Source organism: Anaerocolumna sedimenticola, assembly GCF_009931695.1.
GTDB lineage: Bacteria > Bacillota > Clostridia > Lachnospirales > Lachnospiraceae > Anaerocolumna > Anaerocolumna sedimenticola.
Window position 1 is genome coordinate 756,057 of the sequence record NZ_CP048000.1, and the last position, 21,910, is coordinate 777,966.

The 21,910-nt window shown below is 38.1% G+C and carries 17 protein-coding genes; 6 read left to right on the top strand and 11 right to left on the bottom strand.

Annotation, left to right across the window (positions count from 1 at the left end; translation table 11 throughout):
- Positions 1 to 36: 36 nt before the first annotated feature.
- From Ana3638_RS03320 to Ana3638_RS03340, 5 genes are all read right to left on the bottom strand, one after another.
- Positions 37 to 2,499, bottom strand: coding sequence for a glycoside hydrolase family 38 N-terminal domain-containing protein (locus Ana3638_RS03320; protein ID WP_161836767.1), 2,463 nt, complete (start codon positions 2,497 to 2,499; stop codon positions 37 to 39).
- A 40-nt stretch (positions 2,500 to 2,539) separates the two neighbouring features.
- Complete coding sequence (locus Ana3638_RS03325; protein ID WP_161836768.1) at positions 2,540 to 3,361, bottom strand: carbohydrate ABC transporter permease; 822 nt, start codon at positions 3,359 to 3,361, stop codon at positions 2,540 to 2,542.
- Positions 3,362 to 3,545: 184 nt separating this feature from the next.
- Positions 3,546 to 4,445 (bottom strand): carbohydrate ABC transporter permease, encoded by a 900-nt coding sequence (locus Ana3638_RS03330; protein WP_161836769.1) that lies wholly within the window; start codon positions 4,443 to 4,445, stop codon positions 3,546 to 3,548.
- Positions 4,446 to 4,545: 100 nt separating this feature from the next.
- A complete protein-coding gene (locus Ana3638_RS03335) occupies positions 4,546 to 5,865 on the bottom strand; it encodes an ABC transporter substrate-binding protein (RefSeq protein ID WP_161836770.1) in 1,320 nt (439 codons plus the stop codon).
- 314 nt (positions 5,866 to 6,179) lie between these two features.
- Positions 6,180 to 6,902 carry a GntR family transcriptional regulator gene (locus Ana3638_RS03340; RefSeq protein WP_161836771.1) on the bottom strand — a complete coding sequence of 241 codons (723 nt, stop codon included), beginning with the start codon at positions 6,900 to 6,902 and terminating at the stop codon, positions 6,180 to 6,182.
- Between the two features lie 401 nt (positions 6,903 to 7,303).
- Between Ana3638_RS03340 and Ana3638_RS03345 the strand changes: the two genes are divergently transcribed.
- The 6 genes from Ana3638_RS03345 (at position 7,304) to Ana3638_RS03370 (ending at position 14,817) form a co-directional block, all read left to right on the top strand.
- A complete protein-coding gene (locus Ana3638_RS03345) occupies positions 7,304 to 9,643 on the top strand; it encodes a helix-turn-helix domain-containing protein (protein ID WP_161836772.1) in 2,340 nt (779 codons plus the stop codon).
- A 381-nt stretch (positions 9,644 to 10,024) separates the two neighbouring features.
- A complete protein-coding gene (locus Ana3638_RS03350; protein WP_161836773.1) occupies positions 10,025 to 11,008 on the top strand; it encodes an ABC transporter permease in 984 nt (327 codons plus the stop codon).
- A gap of 14 nt (positions 11,009 to 11,022) precedes the next feature.
- Positions 11,023 to 11,949 carry a carbohydrate ABC transporter permease gene (locus tag Ana3638_RS03355; RefSeq protein ID WP_161836774.1) on the top strand — a complete coding sequence of 309 codons (927 nt, stop codon included), beginning with the start codon at positions 11,023 to 11,025 and terminating at the stop codon, positions 11,947 to 11,949.
- 124 nt (positions 11,950 to 12,073) lie between these two features.
- On the top strand, positions 12,074 to 12,310 hold the full coding sequence (locus Ana3638_RS03360; RefSeq protein ID WP_161836775.1) for a hypothetical protein: 237 nt from the start codon (positions 12,074 to 12,076) through the stop codon (positions 12,308 to 12,310).
- 158 nt (positions 12,311 to 12,468) lie between these two features.
- A complete protein-coding gene (locus tag Ana3638_RS03365) occupies positions 12,469 to 13,767 on the top strand; it encodes a type 2 periplasmic-binding domain-containing protein (RefSeq protein ID WP_408609491.1) in 1,299 nt (432 codons plus the stop codon).
- A 21-nt stretch (positions 13,768 to 13,788) separates the two neighbouring features.
- On the top strand, positions 13,789 to 14,817 hold the full coding sequence (locus Ana3638_RS03370) for a glycoside hydrolase family 88/105 protein (protein ID WP_161836776.1): 1,029 nt from the start codon (positions 13,789 to 13,791) through the stop codon (positions 14,815 to 14,817).
- A 117-nt stretch (positions 14,818 to 14,934) separates the two neighbouring features.
- Here the strand turns inward: Ana3638_RS03370 and Ana3638_RS03375 are convergent, their stop codons facing one another.
- From Ana3638_RS03375 to Ana3638_RS03400, 6 genes are all read right to left on the bottom strand, one after another.
- A complete protein-coding gene (locus tag Ana3638_RS03375) occupies positions 14,935 to 15,423 on the bottom strand; it encodes a VanZ family protein (RefSeq protein ID WP_161836777.1) in 489 nt (162 codons plus the stop codon).
- A gap of 145 nt (positions 15,424 to 15,568) precedes the next feature.
- Entirely contained in the window at positions 15,569 to 16,207 is a 639-nt protein-coding gene (locus Ana3638_RS03380) for a YesL family protein (RefSeq protein WP_161836778.1), read from the bottom strand.
- 57 nt (positions 16,208 to 16,264) lie between these two features.
- Complete coding sequence (locus tag Ana3638_RS03385) at positions 16,265 to 18,205, bottom strand: glycoside hydrolase family 31 protein (RefSeq protein ID WP_334297132.1); 1,941 nt, start codon at positions 18,203 to 18,205, stop codon at positions 16,265 to 16,267.
- A gap of 178 nt (positions 18,206 to 18,383) precedes the next feature.
- Complete coding sequence (locus Ana3638_RS03390; RefSeq protein ID WP_161836780.1) at positions 18,384 to 19,244, bottom strand: carbohydrate ABC transporter permease; 861 nt, start codon at positions 19,242 to 19,244, stop codon at positions 18,384 to 18,386.
- A 1-nt stretch (position 19,245) separates the two neighbouring features.
- Positions 19,246 to 20,139 carry a carbohydrate ABC transporter permease gene (locus Ana3638_RS03395; RefSeq protein ID WP_161836781.1) on the bottom strand — a complete coding sequence of 298 codons (894 nt, stop codon included), beginning with the start codon at positions 20,137 to 20,139 and terminating at the stop codon, positions 19,246 to 19,248.
- 279 nt (positions 20,140 to 20,418) lie between these two features.
- Complete coding sequence (locus Ana3638_RS03400; protein WP_161836782.1) at positions 20,419 to 21,774, bottom strand: extracellular solute-binding protein; 1,356 nt, start codon at positions 21,772 to 21,774, stop codon at positions 20,419 to 20,421.
- Positions 21,775 to 21,910 lie beyond the last annotated feature (136 nt).

The window sequence follows — 21,910 nt, forward strand, 5'->3', positions numbered from 1 at the left end:
AATTGTAGAAAATCTTAGTCTTTTCAATCAGCAAAATTAAATATAAAAGGAAACCAGCCCTTCATTTGCCGCTTCGCAAACTTTCATCGCTTCTTCTTTGGAAGTTTTATCTGTTGTTATAATCGTATAAGCAAATTCATAAAATCCGCCAAGATCAACCTTGAAATTAGTTTCCCAGTAATTATTCATTACCCAGGAATAAACGGTACTCTGATTCAGCTTACTATCCTTTCCGTCACACAGCTGTATGGGTTTTGCCTTTAAGTCTCCCAAAGTAATAAGCGGCGCATCTTTTACTGATATTATTACATCTTTATCCGCTCCCTCCATAACGACACCATTCTGTAACAGATAGAATTCCTTGTTACTTCCGGGAAGCTGATCGATACCGGGTTTTATGATACAGCCGGTTTTGTCAAGGTATTTCACTTCATCCGTTCCGGCCGTAAAAGGCAGCGATATATATAAATTCTCCGGTTCGTAAACACTTTCCTTATGTATACGTACCATTGCTTCTATCTTTGAGATTTCCTTATATACTTTTAAAAATACACTGTAAAGTTTCGTACCTTCCAGACCATAATCCAGTTGTACCGCAATATATACAGTACCATTTTCAATAACCTGTATATTTTTTAACTTTGAACCATAACGCCTGGTTGAAACACTTTTGCGGTTTCTGCCCATCTTTCTGCGTTCTTCACAGGGATTTGTTCTAATATCGGTTACTTCATAGATACCGGAGAATGGAGCATATAACGTATCCAGCCGAACTATATCTTTCTGATCCCGTTTGTCTATGATGGAACGAATACCGGATTCTTCATCAAATAAAACCTTATAAAAATCTGTTTCAATACAGGAGGTATTTTCTTCATAGGTATCCGGTACTACAACATCACGGACACCTTCGGCACCAATATGTGCATGATTTTTTACCGTATTATTATCCTGTTTTCTTGTGGGATAAATAGCAATTACTTTTTCTTCTTTCGGTTTCATGGCAACGGATACTTCAACCTGAATAGCACGGGCTATTTGCTTAATCTGATGGCTTAGAACTTCATTTGTGTTCAGATCAACCACTTTAATGGGTACATCAAGTCCAAAATCAATTCCGTCCATATATTCCCAAAATTCAATATATACCAGCGCTGTGGCTTTTATTGGAATGTCATGGGGGTTAATGATTTTATATTGCTGGGGCTTATCCTGTTTAATGGTGACTTCTCCCTTTTTTGCTAATATAAGATCAAGATTTTTGGCAATCTCCGTATTTCCATTAATTGCATAGGCAGATTTTTTTAATTCCAAATCCCCTACCATAGTCTCCCAGGGTTCTGAAACGGATGAGGAATATCCCCAGGTATGTTCTGCATATAACATTAAATTTTCGGCAGCATCCTCAATTAAGGCAGAATCTCCCTCATTAGCAGACGGATCTAATTTCTTACATAAGTCATATTTTCTCTGGGCATCCCGGAAATTCTTTACAACGGCAGGAGTGGAGCCGACTCCGTCTGCCCACCAGTCATTCCAGTCACCTTTGTAGGTAGGAATATCCGTACATTTTGCTTTCACCTGATCAAAAAATTGATCCAGAGTCACCATTTTAACAGTTAACTGTCCGGCGAATTTTTCGTTTAATAAATTGACTCTCTTTGCTATTGAGGCACTTGGGGGTGCATTATCCGTAATTGCACCCGATACCATAAACGGTACCAAATCATAAGGATAATTCTCCTCCTCCAGATTGTTAAGGTAACGTTCCAATCTCTCACACAATACCTTAAGTTCCATCTCTTCCGTATCTGCCGGACCGGATTTATACATGGTATTTGCCTGCATCTTTTTTCTATATTCATCGAAAATTAAATAAGAGGTCCCGGCATGGGGTGCAAAATGAAGTTCATTACCAAAGTGATAGTGTTCCCCGTTCCACACTAAAACTTTATTCCCTTTTGGACTTTCCCAGTAAAAAGGTATCTGTTTCTTATATAAAGGGAACATCCCATGATGGGGATGAAGACAGGAAAATAAATTTTCTACCCCGTTTTCGTATAGCGCATCTGCATAACCCCAGGCAAAGCCATTAATATCCGCAGTCATCCCGCTTTTTACCGGCATTCCTGTTTTTTCCCCATATTCTTTCGCTTTCCCTATTCTTGAATTTAAAATATCGTAATTGATAAGCTCCGTCATATTCAAATAGTTGCCGGATAACCCGATTTCACCGCTTTTTACATACTTTTCGAAATCTTCTATATCATTCTTTTTTGCATGGGTATAGAAATTACGGACCTGCCAATAATTCTCACATTGCCATACGAAACCGCTATAGTCTGTTTTATGATTAGCGTGGATGTCATTTAATATATCAATTGCCTGTTTTATAAAATCCTTGTGATAATTAATGATTTTATCCTGGCGCTCCGTATATCCGATATCTGTGTGGGAATGATGGATCAGATATATGTTCCATTTTCTGTTTAATTTCATATCATTACCTTCTTTCTATAAAATAAATATTATTTTAAAATTATTTGCTCTGATAAGCAAAACCGGCTTCAAAATTCTTTTGCAGGAATATAAATAACATTATTGTTGGAATGGACGCGATAATACATCCAACTAAAAGTGCCGGGATATGAGCTTTGCCCATCAAGGATATTGCGGCCATAACAGGCCTTATATTTGAGGATTTTGTAAAGGTGATTCCAAACATCAGGTCATTCCAAGCCCAGGTAAACTGGGATAAAAATACGACAGATAATGGTGCTTTCGCCATTGGTACAAAAATTCTGGTTAAAATCTGCATATCCTTACAACCGTCTATTTTGGCAGATTCACAAATTTCATTGGAAATTCCAATAAAGAAATTCCGAAGCACAAACATACTGAATGGAATGCATATAGCAGTATAAAATAAAATCATACCGGCTCTTGTATCATAGAGATGTAATTTGGAGAACCCTCTATATACCGGAATTAAATAGATCTGGAACGGAAAAATCGTTCCGCAGTAAATAAAAAGGAACCAGAACATTCTGAATTTGATTTCCAGCTTTGCAATTGCATAAGCTGCCAGTGTGGCAATTACTACCGAAAACAGGGCACCGCACAAAGCATAGAAAAAACTGCTTAACATACCCTGAAAAATATCAGCTCCTTTATTTAAATAGGTAAGATTATCTAACAGCATAAAGCTTTTCGGCAAGTCCCATATATTACCTAAATTATACTCCTGTTTTCCTTTTAATGCACCCATAATCGTAAATATTACCGGGAAGATCCAAAGAACTGCAAGTACTGACAGTATGCTGTTTATAATAATTTTTGTTCTCTTTTTTTGCCTTACCATAATTACCTCCTTATATTAGTCTGAATAAGGTAATTGGGAGATTATTGTTATTATATACCGTACAATTAATACAATTTAAGAGCTGAATTTTGCCTTAATAGCAACGGAAGCTATGAAATTGTATTAATTGTATGGTATATTCAAGAAACTATATAATTTCACAATTACCTACTAGTCTGATTTGTTATACTGTCAGGTTATTATCTGAAAATGTGTTTTTCAGATTAAAATATGCCAAAAATAAGATAACAACCGATAAGACAACCGCAACAGCCGAACCAACACCGAATTGATTCCTTATAAAGGATTCCTCATACATGGTTAAGGCCAAAGTTTCCGAACTGCGGTAAGGCCCGCCTTTTGTCATAACCCAGATGGAATCAAAGATCTTAAAGCTGTTGACCAGGGACATTAAAAATACAACTATTGTTGTAGGTTTTAATAAAGGAAAAATAACTTTTGTATACATACTGAATGTTCCTGCACCTTCTATAGAAGCCGCCTCAATAGGAGAAGCAGGAATATGATTCAGCCCTGAAATAAATAAAATCATATTTAATCCGATTCCCTGCCACATTCCCATTCCTATCATAATAAATGTATTTACATAGGGGATTGCGAGCCAGTCACAAACCAGACTGTCCATTCCCAGAAGTCCGAATATCTGCGGTAATCCATAAGTAGATATCATAGAGGCAATAATCATACCTCCTACTGTTGCAGATAAAGCCGTTGGAAAATAGAATATATTCTTAAAACCTGTCAACCAGGAACTCCTCGATATTAATATTGCAAAGAACAATGGAATTACCAGGGAAATCAGTAAGGAGCAGACTACCCAGATTAAGGTATTCATTACGGATATCTTGAAATTAGTATCATGGAACAGATATATGTAATTATCCAGACCTACGAATTTAATAGGTGAAAATCCATCCCAAGAATTAAAGCTTAAATAAATCGTATAAAAGATTGATGTAATGAAAAATAAACCTGTTAATAATACTGCGGGTAAAAGATATAAATAGTTTTTTAAGGTTTTGCGGCTTTTTTTTGTTCTTTTGTTTTCAATCAACTTATCCATTTACTTCCTCTTTCTTATATGGTGTATGACCGATGGATAAAACATCAGGGCCCGGCTGCCCGGGCCGCTTGATGTTACTATGGAACAATTTTGTTTCAATTTATTTTAAACTTTTGAAGACTTCATCTGCTTTCTTCTGGATGTTGTTTAAAACTTCATCCGTATCCGCACCGCTGTACATAAATCTTGACAGTTCATCCAGAGCATAATTTCTGATATCTTCAGGAGTGTTCTCATAATATCTTAAATACAATTGATAGTTGTCAGGTTCCGCACTCATCTTTAAAATATTCTGGATTGTTTTATTGCTTACATCAACTTTACTGGTATTTGCTATACCGTTTTCATTTAACATTACATTTTGCGTATCCGTCTTATAAAAATTACGGAGAGCAGCCAAAGCCGCATCTTTATCTTTACTTGCTTTTGCTACACAAATGGGAGATGCTTCAAAAAAGATTGTGCTTTTTTGTCCGTTCATACTTGGAACCACAAAAGAATCAAAATCGGTTCCAGCCTCCATTCCATATTCAACTACCATTGAATTAGCAGTCGGATTCGGTTCCAGCATAATTGCAATTTCTCCTTTTGCAAAGGTTTTAAATACATCACTGTATAATTGCGGTTTTGCAAAATACCCCTTATCAAACATACTTCTCCAGATTTCCATAACCTTTTTAACGCTTTCATCCGTATAAGCTTTGGTTCCGTTACAGATATCCACATACAGCTGAGGGTCATAAGCTGCGATTAATTGTTCAAACCATATAAAACTTGCCCAGGAATCATTTTTTAAACCAATGGGTGTAACTCCGCTTTGTTTGATTTTTTCACAAGCAGCTAAAAATTCATCAAAGGTTTTTGGCACATCCGTTACTCCTGCCTTTTCAAAAACAGTTTTATTATATAAACATGTGTTATACAAAACACTGTATGGTGCCGCATAAGCTTTTCCATCCACCGTAAAGGCTTCTTTAATATCTGCAGATACTCCATCCGCTATGTAATTATCCCACTCCGCAGTCAAATCAACTAACTTATCATTTTTAGCCAGGGTTTCTAACTGGCTTCCGCTCCACCAGGTAAACATACCAGGTGCGGATTTATCATCGATGGATTGCTGCAGAGAAGTCTGATATGCGGCTACATCCGGAAAATTCACAATTTTAACGTCAACACCGGAGTCGTTTTTCCAAACCAATGATAACTCGTCGATGATAGCCTGATCACTTAATTTGTCAAGCCAGAATTCCGTACTTCCTTCCGCTTTAGTAACTTCTGAGCTTGTGGCTTCTGCTTTTGTACTCTCGGAAGCAGAATTACTAACCCCTTCTGTTTTTGCTCCCCCACATCCGGTAACGATGATACTCATCATTGTTACACTTAATAAAAATGCTGTGATTTTTTTCATTTTGAACATGGTAATACCCTCCATTTTGATATTTATTATAACGTTATAATGTTATAACGTTATAATAAATATTAGCATAGGACCTTTGAAAAGTCAATTGTAATTATTTCTTTTTTTTATCCTATTCTATCCAGGAAAACCCTTTCTTTGCTTTCCGGTTATTGAAAATACTCGCATTGATTCCCTTTACTGGCACATAAATAAAAAACGTCCATTACCGGCACATATTCATCTAACCTTTTTTCATCTGAAAAAATGATTTGAATATATATTAGTAATGGACGTGGTTTATTCATGTGGGTTTGTAATAATCTATTGTGATATTATAGTTCAACCGAGTACTTGTATTTATCTCCCGGATAATAACAAATGGTATATTCAACGGTTTCATTTTGCTGGTCCGTTGTTTTTCTGGTTCTTTTAAAGACAGGGGAACCTACGGATATGTTCAGATGTTTACTAATCTCCTTATCGGCCAGAACTGCTTCAAAAGTATCCTGTCCTTTCACAATTTTAACTCCATACCGGGTATCCAGAAGATTATATAGGGATTCCATATACTGCTTCGGATCCAGGGGAAGTTCATAATTCTTTTTTAAATAGGTAATGGAATATACAATCGGTGAAGTTTTTACACCTCTGACACGGACTAACTTATAGGACTCTTCTCCCTCTTTTATGTCTAATTTTGCGGCTATAATTTTATTTGTTTTTTCCAATGATATTTTACAGTAACCGGTCTCCATTTTCATGCCATGCTGCTCCATCTCTTCGGAGAAGCTGATGACCCGTTTTAGTTTCTCGTCAATCTTTTCAAATACAACTATCGTACCAATACCCTGAGCGGGTTGTAAATACCCAGCATTGACCAGTGAACTTACCGCCTGTCTTACCGTTACACGGCTGACTTCAAAAAGCTCCTGAAGCTGTTTTTCACTTGGTAAAACATCACCGTAAGCGTATTCACCCTTTTCAATCTTCTCCTTAAGAATACTTTCGATTTGAGAGTATAAAGGAGCTGCGCCCTTTTCGTGATTTAATTTCATTCCGTTCATCCTTTTTCTTATAATGATAAAAAATTGCGTTGTTAAAAATACCTATCCGGGATGGCTTGTTTCAATTTACTCCCATATAATCATAACTCATTTTAATATTCTAGCATATTTATGTCTTATCAACAACTTTATTTCATAATATTTATGTGCTTTCTTATTTTAAGAAGCTTCGTCCTCAAATCCAAATTATAATTATGACAGGTGTGATTGCGAGCTGAGGCAAGGCCTGCTTATTCCAAACCTTGTTATCTACTCAATAAGTCTTTCCATATACAAGAAAATATTGTAAAATAATCTTAAAGAAACCAGCTTTACATTACTACCTGTGATTCATAGCAAATGCTTAAAGCATAACCTAATATACCCTAGGGTCAAATAGAGAGGAGTTTATTATGAAGAGAATACCGGTTCAGATCCAATTGTTTATGATACTGTTCCTGGTACTGGTTATTCCCATGTCTATCATATCTTATTACAGCAGTGCCAGCATGATGTCTTATTCGGAGCAGGAAATAGCCGATTCAGCCTTACTTAAGCTGGATTCCGGCATTGCTCTGAATGAATTTGCCTTAAATAATGTAATTGTCGATGTACTTCAGATGGTAAAAGAGAATAAATTTAATACCATAAAAAACATAACTTCTTATACTGAACTGACTTCCGACTATGATACGGTAAACAGCGCCGTCAATATTCTGAACAGTATGAACGAAATACTGTCCAATGACAGTACCGTATATTCGATTATTTTTTACCTGGATAATGCGGATTACGCCATTTCAACCAATAAAGGAATCGTCCGGCTTAAGTATTTTGAAAGCATGGACTGGCTGGAAGCCGCCATGGATAAAATCAACGGCGCCGGAGGAGTCTGGTTCCCCAGGGTGTTAAATAAGGCTACCGTTACTGAAATTGAAAAAGGCTTAAAATATTCCGAATCTATTAACGTCATATCCTACGTTTACCGGCTTAATCGCCTTACCACCTCGACGAAGGGTACTATCATAGTAAACGTAAACGAAACAAAGGTAAGCAGTTTTCTTAATTCCAATAAACATAATTCCGATTCAACCGGTTTCATCACTGATATGGATGGAAATGTAATTTCGCATAAAGATAAATCCCTGATACATAAAAATCTCAGTGAAGTTAATTATGTAAAAGACATCTTAAAGAATAAAGCGGACTCCGGATATTTTTATGTAAATACAGAGAACGAGAGAATTTTATATACTTTCTATAAAACTCCTTTCAACCACTGGATCTACATTACAACCTATTCCATGGATACTTTACTGGAGAAATCAAACGTAGTCAGAACCAATTTTATGATCCTTACCATTGTAATCATTGCCATTGGAACGGTAATAACCGTACTGGTATCCATCGGATTTTCCAAACCAATGAAACAATTGGTTAACTCTATGAAAAAACAGGCAGGTTTTGAGGACAGGGTAAATAAAAATGAACTTGCCTATCTTACGACTGCTTTTGAAAAAATCAGGGAGCAGGAGGATGGCCTGAACCAATTATTAAAAGAGAGAGAAAAGGAAACAAAATATCTGGCATTTCACAATTTACTGACCGGTGAAATTGCAAACAGTACGGAAATGGAAGAAATAAAAAAGGCCTTTCCCTACAGCCATTATATTGTTGCCCTGGTATCTGTCGATAATATAAAATCCTATTTAAAGGAAGCCAATCCCGAGACCAGAAGCTACCAGCGTTATTTATTATTTGATAAATTTGAGAACGCCTTTCCGGAAGAATACCATGTATGCTGTGCCAGATATGAGGCCGGGACCATTGCTATCATAATAAATATGGAATATTATGACCACATCCGGGTGCCGAGGACTTTAAAAAATGTTCTTAACCAGATAAAAACCATAGCACTGGAAGTCCGGGGATATACCGTAACAATCGGGGTAAGCGGAGTCCATAATAGTTATGGGGGTATTAAAGAATGCGTTTATGAAGCCGCAGAAGCGGTAAAGCAGAGATTACTCGCCGGAAGAAACAGCATTATTTTCTGGGAATCCGAAAAAAGGGAAAATAAAAAGTTCCATTATTTCTATAACAGCGAGAAAAAGATTCTGAACTTCTTAAATAACGGTGATTTTGAAAGCTTAAAATCAGAGCTTCGGAAAATCGTCAACCAGATAAAAGAAGAAAAGGATATTTCATACGACAATATCCTGCTGATCTTTAATCAGTTGGTGGGTGCAACAATTAAATTTCTGGTAGAACATAATATTAATACAAGTAAAATTTTCAGGAGTAATATTAATATTTACTCTGAAATCGCCGGTCTGGATACGGTGGATGAAATTGAAGCATATCTGACGGAAATATTCAAATCCATTATGGATTATACGGCTCCAAGCGGTAAGAATAATGAAACAAAATATTGCGAACAAATTTTTAAGTATCTCCGGGAACATTATAAAGAAGATATTATATTGGAAGATATTGCAGAAAAAGTAGGTATCAGTTATTCCTATCTAAGAAAACTTATAAAAGAAGAAACAGGAAAGAGTTTAAATGATAATGTAAATATCCTGCGTATTGAAGAAGTAAAAAACCTGCTGCTTCATTCCGATTTAAACATTTCACAAATTGCAAAAGAGGTGGGCTACCGGAATATCCAAAGCGTAATCCGTTTTTTTAAAAAATATGAGGGTATCTCTCCAAGTGAATTTAAAAACCTTAAACAGGAGGAAAGTATATAAATATACCGGGCTGTATCGTGTGAATCGTCTCGCGAAAAGTATGGGAGCCATTGGAGACTAGCATCCGGTTAAGCTATACAAAATATCCATAAAACAGATTTTAAATAACTGTTTTATGGATATTTTTTGATACTGAACTATCATTTTTGATAAAAAAATGAACTGAAATAGTCATCCGGACATGTTTTTTTCTTTCTAATTTCAGATTAATTTTCAGGAATTCTTTATGAAATTTAAGAAAAATCAACGGTTTCGACAATATCAAAAATGATAAGCAGTGACAAAATTGATACTTTACATCTCTAATAAATCATTATATAGTTCACATATATTATTTATGTATAAAACGCATAAATCCACGTGATAAGGAGGGATTAATTTATGAAAATTGCCAGAGTCACCGGCAAGGAATCCGATCATCTTACTTCTGTTCAAGAAAGTATTAAGAACCGGAATAAGAGAAAAAGTATCCTTTTCTATTTAAGAAAAGACTGGCAGTTATACATATTGTTATTAGTTCCGGTTGCTTTTGCTTTCATTTTTAAGTATGGTTCCATGTTTGGCCTGGTTGTTGCTTTTAAAGATTATAAAATCCTGAAAGGATTTTCAGGCAGTGAATGGGTGGGTCTTTCCGTATTCCGGAAAGTCTTTCAGATGAGGGATTTCGGGAAATCAATCCGGAATACACTGTTATTAAACAGTTTAACACTGATTATAGGCTTTCCGCTTCCTATTTTACTGGCCCTTTTATTAAACGAAGTAAAAAATAAGTACTTTAAAAAACTAACACAGACTTTATTATATCTGCCTCATTTTTTATCCTTTGTTATCATAGGTGCCATTGCTTACCAGATCTTCGGTCTGGCAAACGGTGTTATAAATAATCTTCTTGAAGCAACAGGCCATGTCAGGATTCCTTTTCTTCAGGAGGATAACCACTGGCTAATTACCTATGTCCTCATTAACGTATGGCAGACAATGGGTTGGGGAACCATCATTTATCTGGCTGCCATTACAAGCGTTAATCCGGAGCTGTATGAAGCGGCAACTGTAGACGGAGCCGGAAGACTTGCAAAATGTATCCATGTTACTTTGCCCTGCATCAAAAGCACCATTGTAATCCTGCTGATTATGAATCTGGGCAAAATTATGGGCGGTTCTTTTGAATCGGTAAATGCTTTAATGAACGTGGCAACTACGGAGTATACCAATACCATTCCCGTACTGGTTTACCGGTTAGGTCTCTCAAACGGCAAATACAGCGAAGCAACTGCCATTGGTTTATTCCAGTCCGTAATCGGATTACTGTTAGTAATCGGCTCTGATTTCTTCGCTAAAAAACTTGGCGAAGAAGGAATCTTATAAAGGAGGAAATGCAGATGGCATCAAGTATTAATCCGAAGACCGTTATATCCCCTAAAAAACCCTGGACCAAATCCAGGTTACATAATTTTTTTACGGATCTTTTCATTCATTCCATTTTAGCAGTTACCGCACTAACCTGCCTGCTGCCGTTCATACATGTATTTTCAAAGTCCGTCAGTGAGGAAGCATTTGTAATAGCCAATAAAATTATATTATTGCCGAAAGGTTTTACCTTGGATGCATACCGAAAAATTTTTGCCGATTTCAGTATTTTAAGATCCCTATATGTGTCCATCGTCGTTACCATAGCCTTTACTGTTTTAGGTATGATTATTACCATCTGTGCGGCATACCCCCTTTCGAGGAAAACCTTAAAGGGCCGATCCGTTTTTACCTTTTTGTTTATGTTTACCATGTATTTTGGCGGCGGGATTATCCCCGAATATTTATTGATAAACAACTTAAATTTACTGGATACCTGGTGGGCCATGATTCTCCCACTGGCTTTCAGCCCCTATAACCTGTTGATCATGAAAACCACGCTGCAAAATACCATTTCCGACAGCCTGGTTGAATCTGCAGTCATTGACGGGGCAGGTCAGTTTAGAATATTAAAAAGTATTGTACTTCCTTTATCAAAGCCAATTATCGCCACCCTCTCTTTGTTTTATGCGGTTGGCAGATGGAACGCCTATCAGGATGCCTTATTTTATATAAAGCAGAATATTGATTTAAGGCCACTTCAGTTAAAGCTTTATTATCTGGTTGTTGCGGCAACAGAATCTTTTCAGGCTGCGGCAGAGGGTTCCGCACAGTATACCAGTCCTGAAGTTTTAAAGGCTTCCTGTATTATGTTTGCAACCATTCCCATTCTATGTATTTATCCCTTTGTACAGAAATATTTCGTACAGGGAACCATGATCGGTGCTGTGAAAGGGTAATGCGGTACCAATAAATGGAGTGATGGAGGTGCTGTAAATATGAAATCTATGGTATATCCAATGACATAAGGTCTTACGCAGCACTTTCTTATAAATAATTATTATCAAAGGAGGTAAGTTTGTTATGAAAAAAGTTTTCAAAAAACTGACAACACTTTTATTGATTTGTACCCTGACCATCTTTATGACCGCAGGGTGTAAAAGCAATGAAACAGGTCCGACGGAAGAAACAGCGGCCAATGGGGCAGCAGATGCTACGGCAGAAGAAACTGCTGCAGGAGAAACTACAACAGGTGATAATGCTGCAGGGGAACTACTGGAGCTTATACCGATTATTCATCCGGCTTTAAAGATAACGTAACAATTGAAATTCCTGTATATGACAGAGCCTTTGAGGGATGGAATGTAACCGATAATTATTATACCAGATGGATTCAATCCCAGTTCGGTGATAAGTATAATATAACGGTTAAGTTTGTTGCTATCGGAAGGTCCACCGAAGTAACCGATTATACTCAAATGCTGGCAGCCGATACCGCACCGGATATTATTTTCCATTATGATATGCCCCAGATTCTGGCATACTATGGGGAAGGTGCCATGCAGAAGCTGGATCTTGATGAAATCAAATTCTATGCGCCTACCTACTGGGCTAACATGGGAGAAACCAATACTACCTATGGTAAGGTAAACGGGGATAATTATTTCTTCTTTGCCGACAGGCCGGATGCTTACAACTGGCTGACCTTAATCAGGCAGGACTGGATTGATGCCGTTGGAATGAAAATGCCAACCTGTTTGGAGGAATACAATGAGTTATTAAAAGCCTGGAAAGAAGCCGGTCTTGGAAACGGCGGAGGTAATCTGGTCCAGAACAATTTCACTTATGATTATGCTTTCCGTACCTGGCCGATTGACGAAAAAGAAAGAGCTTTATATTCGGATCTTTCCGTTCCTGCATTTACCTGGGAGCCTACACATCAATATCTAAAGAATTTAAATTATCAGTGCAATAATGGATTAATTGATCCGGAATTTTATTTAAATACGGATGATGCCTCCACCCAGGCAGATTTTGTTTCCGGCAGTTCCGGTGTTTATGCCCTGTATTTATCCAGTTCATCACCTGTAATCGAAAACCTGTTAACCAATGATCCCGATGCCAAGGTTGCCGTACTGGATCCTAAGGCATTAGTACCAAAGGGTGATGAATATAAACCCCAGGGACGTGCTTACTGGCCGTTTGGAATGATTATGGGTATTAATTCAACCTCCAGTCCCGAGGAACGGGCTGCAGTCTGGATGTACCTGGAATGGATGAGCAATACAGATAACCTGTTTTTCCTGCAAAACGGTGTGGAAGGTCAAAACTATACCCTGGATGAGAGCGGTTTAGCTGTTAAGAAAACCGATTTTACAGGCGAATCAAAATTATCGGATAACAATAACAAAGATTATTGGTGTCTGGTAACGGAAAGTGCACAGTATAAGGAGGAAGAGGTAAATTATAAGGCAAACGTCGCCAACTGGGCCCCGGCAGGCTATGAATATTTAATCGAAGATTCTTATCAATATTATAAGGATAATCTGGAATATTCCACTCCGGATGCATTATATTCCGTTGTTTTGGAATCCGTAGCCGAATATAAATCAGATTTGAATGATTTGTGGAAAGAGCTTTATGTAAAATGTGCCATGAGTCCGGAAGCCGAATTTGAGGCAACCTATAAAGAAGCCTGCCAGGAGTTCCTGGATGCAGGATACCAGGCAATTCTGGATGAAAAGACGAAAGCCATTGAGGCCGGAAATTATAATTAAACCGGCTAATGAGAGGATTCTATGCTTAAAATAAATTATGACAAAGATTATATTCTAACTGTAATTGATAAGATTGTACAAAAAACCCTGTCCATGGATTTATTGTGGGATTGGCCCTGCGGAGTTGCTTATTATGGCGTCTGTGAAGCATATAAAGCAACTAAAACGGATGGGTACATAGATATGTTACAAAAATGGACCGACGAATATTTGGAACTGGGATTACCGGACTGGACCGTAAATACCTGTGCAATGGGCCACACCATGATTACCCTTTATGAAGCAACCGGAGACGAAAAATACTGGAATGTGGTTATGAGTAAGGTAGATTATCTCCGTAATCAAACACTGCGTTTCGGTGAACAGGTAATGCAGCATACCGTATCGGTAAATAATGATTTTCCCGAACAGGCCTGGGCAGATACCTTATTTATGGCTGCTTTTTTCTTACTGAGGGTAGGCGCAAAGTTAGATAATAAGGAATTGATTGAAGATGCTTTAAATCAATATTACTGGCATATAACATATCTGCAGGATCCGGTAACAAATCTGTGGTACCACGGATATAACAATATAAACAAGGACCATATGTCAGGATTTTATTGGGGAAGAGCAAATTCCTGGGCTGCCTATACCATGGCACAGGTTAAAAAATATCTGCCGAAATGTTACCTTTATCCCAAATACATGGATATAAACTGTGCACTTAGAGACCAGCTATCCGCATTAAAAACCTTGCAGACAGAGAATGGATTATGGAGGACTTTAATCAATGATGAAGAATCCTATGAAGAAATATCCGCTTCCTGCGGAATAGCTGCTGCAATGGTGGAAAACGGCAATCCCCTTCATTCGAAATATGTCCAGAAAGCTCTGGATGGAATTCTGATTAATATTTCCGATGACGGCAGGGTACTGAACGTATCCGGCGGTACTGCAGTAATGAATGACCGGGAAGGTTACTTAAACATCTCAAAAACCTGGGCACAGGGCTGGGGCCAGGGGCTTGCCCTAGCATTCCTGACCTCAGTACTTACCATACCGAATTAAGGTGTTAGAAACAGCTGCCCCAATCCTCATTTTATCCGACTAACGTCCGGTAAGTACGATTTATTTCCGGCAGCTTATTGCCGGACCGCTAAGAGAGGGGCAGCATTGGTTTATCTTTTATATGTGACTGTTAAAATTTCTGCCAATGATCTTAAGAAAGATACAGAAAAATAATAAGCCACAAGTTATACCGATACTATCAATTAAGACATCCGTAAACTGCCCGGAGCGTTCCGGTACAAATAATTGATGAAATTCATCGGAGCAGGCGTATAAGATACTGATTCCCTCACACCACAAAAACAACCTCCATCTGCGTTTCTTGTGAAGCACATAGAGTGGAAAGGCAACTGTTATGGCTAAGATTCCATACTCCGTCAGATGCCCTAATTTACGGATAGGTGTGTGTATCGATTCTATAATAGACAATTTTTCTCCCGGGGTTAAATCAATATTAGCTATGCTGGTGACCGTATCTATAATATTTTGTGTTAATCCTAAACTTAATCCGGAGGATTGTTCTCCATTCGCAGTAGAAAACCGAAAAATAATAATCATCATAATAACAGCCGGCAGCCAATAAAACACTTTTATTCTATTTTTCATTCATTCACCTGTTATAATTTCATTTATTCTTTTAATTCGATTTAGAAACATTTATTACCGAACCCAAATTATAACAATTATAACAGGTATCCATCATTTGTCAACTTTCCATGAATACTATACGACTGTTCCAATAAAAGAAACCTTAAGTTGTTCTGTGTTTCTCCAATATTGGCTCCATTAAATAAGAAACTGCTAATATAATCCATGACGGTATTAAAATGATTAACACCGGAAAGTAATAAATCAACCCTAAACCTATAGCTAAAATTAAAAGCAAGAAAAGTGTAACGGGCAGATACCGGACCGTCATATATACTGCCAGTTTTAATATCCATCCGAAGTTCATTTCAAATCTGGATAACAGTGGATATGTATAGATTCCAATTCCTATCATCCATATATGAAGAAATAGATAAAATATTATAAAAAATAAACCGAATAAACCGTCTGTGAGTGAATATAAGATTCCTATATTTAACTGTAAAATAAAACCGGTTCCCCCCAGGATAAGTAAAAGGACTGTCCCTTCTTTCAAATTCACTTTAAATGAATGTATAAATTCCTGCAAGAGATATCCCCGGTCCTGCCTGATTACTTTATGAACGGTATAATATAAGGCTGCAGTAGAAGCACCCATAGTAACTAAGGGCAGGCTTGTTATCAGCCAAATAATACTGAGAGCAGCCATATCAAAAAATTTTTCTATGTAATTATAGATACCTCCGGAGTCCGGGGTAAAAAGCCTTTGCTTATCCCTTGTTTTTTTTCCCAATTCACTCACATCCGATCACCAAACTTTCTGAGCTATTGTTAACTGTTTGCAAAATTAATCCAAATTCTAAACAATATTAAGTTCGTATCCGTTTTTTGTAAACAAAGGAATCTCTTCCACGGGTGCGTTAATGCTAACCGTCTGACCACCCGGATAAGTTTCTTTTGTCCAGATATGTGTCCAGTCAGCACCTTTTGGCAGATAGACTTTAAGTTCTCTTACTCCCTGTTCCATAACCGGTGCAACTAATACTTCCGGTCCGAACATGTACTGGGTTTCATTCTCCCAGCAAACCTGATCCTCCGGAAAGTCATAAAACAACGGTCTCATTACCGGCGTTCCATTAGTATGTGCTTCTTCCATAATCTTTGTGATATATGGTTTCATGGCTTCCCTGATAGTTAAGTACTTTTTACATATATTGTAAACTTTGTCACCGTAGGACCAGACCTCATTGGATGCACCGGAAATACAGGTGGCTCCTCCTGTGGTACCGTACTGGGGCTGAAGCGGCCATCGGTATCCATGCAGTCTCATTACCGGGCAAAATGTTCCGTATTCAAACCAACGGATTAAGAGTTCGTGAAATTTTGGATCCCTGATATCCGCACCAAAAAATCCGCCGATATCCGTAGTCCACCAGGGAATACCGGCAATTCCCATATTAAGCCCGGCGGCAAACTGATTTCTTAAGCTGGCAAAAGTGGAGTGGATATCTCCGGACCATACCAGCGCACCATATTTTTGAGAACCAGCCCAGGCACAACGGAGGAGATTAATAATATTCTCCTGTCCTTCTTCTTTCATGCCATCAAAAAAGGTTTTTGCATACATAAGGGGATAAATATTGCCAATCTGTACATCGGGACCTAAATGATACCTGTAATTATCAAAATCATATACGGAATATTCCGGTTCCGCTTCGTCCAGCCAGAAGATTTTTACACCTTTTTTATAATAATTTTCTTTTGCCTTATTCCATACGTATTCTCTGGCTTCCGGATTCGTGGCATCATAATGAACGGTATTTCCCTGAAAATCCATAGAAATGCGAAAACCACGGTCAGTACGGATTAACAATCCCCGATTTCTCATTTCTTCAAAGTTCTCACTTCTGTAATCTACTGTCGGCCAGATGGATACCATTAATTCAATTCCCATATTTTTTAATTCTGCAATCATGGCATCCGGATCGGGCCAATATACCGGATCAAACTTCCATTCCCCCTGGAGCGGCCAATGGAAGAAGTCTACGACAATTATGGAAATAGGGAGATTTCTTCTCTTATATTCCCTGGCAACTTCCAGCAATTCCTCCTGGGTCTGGTAACGGAGCTTGCACTGCCAGAATCCCATTGCATATTCCGGCATCATAGGTACTTTACCGGTTACATTTGCATAAGCTTCTTCCAACTCCGCAGGGGTATCTCCTGCAGTAATCCAGTAATCTAACTTCTTAGTGGAATAAGCTTCCCAGGTTGTAATATTCTTGCCAAAATTTACTCTGCCAACAGCCGGGTTATTCCACAAAAATCCGTATCCCAGGGAGGATAATGCAAATGGTACGCTTGCCTGGGAATTCCGGTGTGCCAGTTCCAAGTCAGCCCCTTTTAAATCCAGAAACGGCTGCTGGTATTGTCCCATTCCAAATATCTTTTCATTAGGATTTGATACAAAACGCATGGACAGCTTATAATCACCGCCAGTGATTGGTTTGAATTCCCGCGCTTCCACTTCTATGGAACTGCAGGTATCTGCAAACATATCTTTACGGTTGCGGACATATTCCTCTAACAGTATTTCTCCTTTCTGATTATAAAAGGTAAGTTTACCGATTTTATTAATCACCGCTTTTAGTTTGCCGTTTTGTATGGAGGCCTGGTATTTTTCAATGGTTACCACAGCATTATTGTCCTCCTGTGGTATCAGTGCCCAGTCTTCTGCGGGCATTCCAGGCATCTTGCTGGCTCTGACTCTTAAACTGTTATCCCCCCAGGGCTCAATCATTACTTCTTCCGCATCATAGCGGTAATAAAGGCTGCCGCCCTGATCCTTAAAATACCCAAATAAAAAATCCTGATTTTGTCCATGATTTTGTTCTGACATACTTAAACCTCTTTTCTTTATGTTATAAAATTAATATCTTATTTTGTGTCTCTTTTAATATTCAGATTTTATTACTTATCTACTCTTTCACCGCTCCTGCTGTCAGACCGCCTATAATGTATTTCTGCAGAAATACAAAAATTAAAATTACCGGAAGGACTAATATTACACCGTAAGCCATAATACAATTCCATTTGGTTCCGTATTTACTCTGAAATTTATGGATATTGGCTGTCAAAGGACGCATTTCAGGTTTTACATTAAAGGTCATGGAATAGGCCAAGTCATTCCAACCGCTTAAAAATGATATAACGGTAACAGTTATAATCCCTGTTTTAATAGTAGGAATCATGATTTTAAAGAATGACTTTATAACGCTGCAGCCGTCAATCCGGGCCGCATCATCTAAGGAAGCGGGAATACTTTTAAAATAAGGCCGCAGTGTTATGACAATAAAAGGTACGGAACCGCTGGCAATGGCGATCGCCGGAGCAATAAAGGTTCCTAAAATACCAAGCTTATTAAAAATCAAATACATTGGGGTTAACATTAACGAAGCCGGAAGCATCTGGGTGATTAAAAATGTTAAAAGGAGAGCTTTTCTTCCGGGCACTTTGTACCGTCCCATACCGTAAGCGGCGGGAATACCAAACAACAAGGATAATGTCATGGAACAGGCTGCTATCACCACACTGTTTCTTAAGGAAACTAAAAAATCCTTATCCTTAAGATTTTCAAGCCAGGGGTCTAAGGTGAATTTGTGTGGATAATAGGTAAGTATTTTACCAAAGGTTTCGGTATCCGACTTAAAGGACATAATAATAAGCCAATAAATCGGAAAGAGGAATACAATGGTAATTAATATGGAAATGAAACAATAGATAGTATTTCTTCGCTGCTGCTTTGAAAAACTCAGGCGTTTACTGTTCCTACCGGCCATCTTAATCCTCCTCCTTTGATATCAGTCTTAAATAAAATAATCCCACCGCAAACAGGCAGATAAATAAAATAATGGCAGAAGCCGCACCTAAGGAAAATTTATATTGGGTAAAAGACAGGTTATATGCATAGGTACCCAAAACATCCGTTGAGTTTAACGGTCCTCCGCTGGTCATTACAAACATAAGGTCAAAGGCTTTAAAGGTATATATGAACCCTAACATTAAAACGGATAAAATGGCCGGGCGCATTAAAGGCAGGATAATATGCAGAAATCTTTGCCTGGGATTAGCACCGTCAACTGCCGCACTATCATAAATTTCATCGGGAATGCCGGTAAGACCGGATGTCAATAAAAGCATATTAAAGGGTATTCCTACCCAGCAGTTCATAACAATAACCGCAATCAAAGCCGTGCTTGTACTGACCAGCCATTCGACCGGTGATTTTATAATACCGATTTTCATTAATAAATCATTAATAACCCCTTCGGAGACACCGAATATATTTTTACCCATTAATGCGGTAACTGACATAGGCATCATATATGCAATCAGAATCAATCCGCGGATGGGACCGGCAAAGGTAAACTTCTTGGAAAAAAACATAGCAAAAATAAAACCTATGGTAAATTGAAAAATGAGACAGCTTATGGTAAATATAAATGTGTTTCTAAATACCAGCCGGAACGTTTCATCCTTAAACAGGAATGAATAATTTTGAAAACCGATAAATACGGAGGTAGCTTTCTTAAAATTCTTAATATCCATATTTTTAAAGCTTAAGATAAAGTTGTAAATAAGAGGATAACCCAGAATAAGTAACATATATAGAAAGCCGGGCAGAATAAAACAAAAACCTTCCAGCTTTTTCTTGGTTGCCATTTTCATTCGCATTGTTCTTACACCTCATTTCTGTATGAAGGGGCTGATGCAAAATTATAAGTTTATCTGACTCTCTGCAACTTGCATCAGCTCCTTACTGCTTCATATTAATTAGGTAATTGGGAAACTATGCAGTTTTTCGAATATACCATACAATTAATACCAATTTTATAGCTTCAGTTGCCCTCCGGGCAAGATTCAGCTCTTAAATTGTATTAATTGCATGGTATATAAATACACTATTGGAGTTTCACAATTACTTATCATATTAATTATAATTATGCTCCGTATTTATTCTGCTATTGGATTCGCAGCAATAATAGGATCCACAACAGCAGCAGCACCCGCCATAGCATCTGCCGGCGATTTTTCCCCGATGAGGGCCGCCTGAACGGAAGAATAAATTGCTTCTGAAATGGTCGGCCATTCCTCGTGAGGTCCTCTTGCTACGGCATAATTCATCCCCTCGGTAAATACGGCGTATCTTTCATCCTTGGTCCAGAAATCTTTTAACGTTGCCGCATCGCTTCGAACCGGAATCTTACCTGCAATTTCACACCAGTCTGCGTTATTTTCTGCTGACTGCATATATTTCAAGAAGTTAACACAAGCGTCCCTTGCTTCTGAGCCGACACATACACCAAAATTTTCACCGCCGATAACGCTGGAGTATTCATTATCTTTCGGCAGTAAGGTATATTTATACTTAAAAGTTCCATTTACATCCGTATCGATAGTGGATACCTGCCAGGTACCGGATTCCAACATGGCAGCTTTTCCTGCGCAGAATGCATTATAAGCATCACCCTGACTCCAGTTTACAACTTCTTTGCTCATATAACCCTGATTTACCAAATCCGTTAAGAAAGATAAGGATTTTACCGCATTGTCGGAACTTAGGGAAGAAACCGTTGCTCCTGCGGAATATAACCAAGGTATGAACTGGAAGGTACCCTCTTCATTACTGATGGCACTCATGGCAAAGCCGTATACGGAGTTAGCAGGATTGGTGGTAGCTGCTGCTATTTCTTTTAATTCATCCCAGGTCTTCGGCGGTTCGGTGAAACCTGCCGCATTTAATAGATCCATATTGCAAACTAACGCTAAACAGTTGGAATTGTTAGGAAGTCCGTAAATCCGGCCCTCCCCGTCTTTGCAGCTGCTAAGCGGACCCTCGTAGAAGTTTTTTAAATCCTCCCATCCGCTTAAATCGTCCGTAATGTCTTCAAATACTCCAAGAGCAATATAAGAAGCCATATCCGGTGAATCCACCATACCGATATCCGGCAATTCACCGGAAACTGCACCTATGGTATATTGTTTCATTAATTCTTCACGGGAAACAAAGGTGCAGGTTATGTGAATCTCGTCCTGCATCTCATTATAGGCATTTGCCAGTTTTTCCAGCGCTTCTGCTTCATTTTCAAAGTAATGCCATACGGATACTTCTATGGCATTACCGGAGTCAGCCGCTTCGGTTGGTTCCTGTGTACCGGTCTCATCAGTTGCTTTTTCAGAAGCCGTATCTTCCTTGGTTTCCGGCACACTTGTGCTTGTGCTTTCTGATTTGCTTTTGCAACCGGCCAACAGAACCAGTACAAAACAAAAAGCCATTAAAAGTGCAAATAATTTTTTAAATCTTTTCATTAATTTTACCTCCCTTTTCTTGGTGTCCTACACCTTAAGCCATGTTTAATTGTTAGCTAATTATACCGAAAAAGAAAAATCCTAAAAACTTAAGCTTTTAAGATATTGGAGATAAATTTAGAGTAAGAATTTAAGA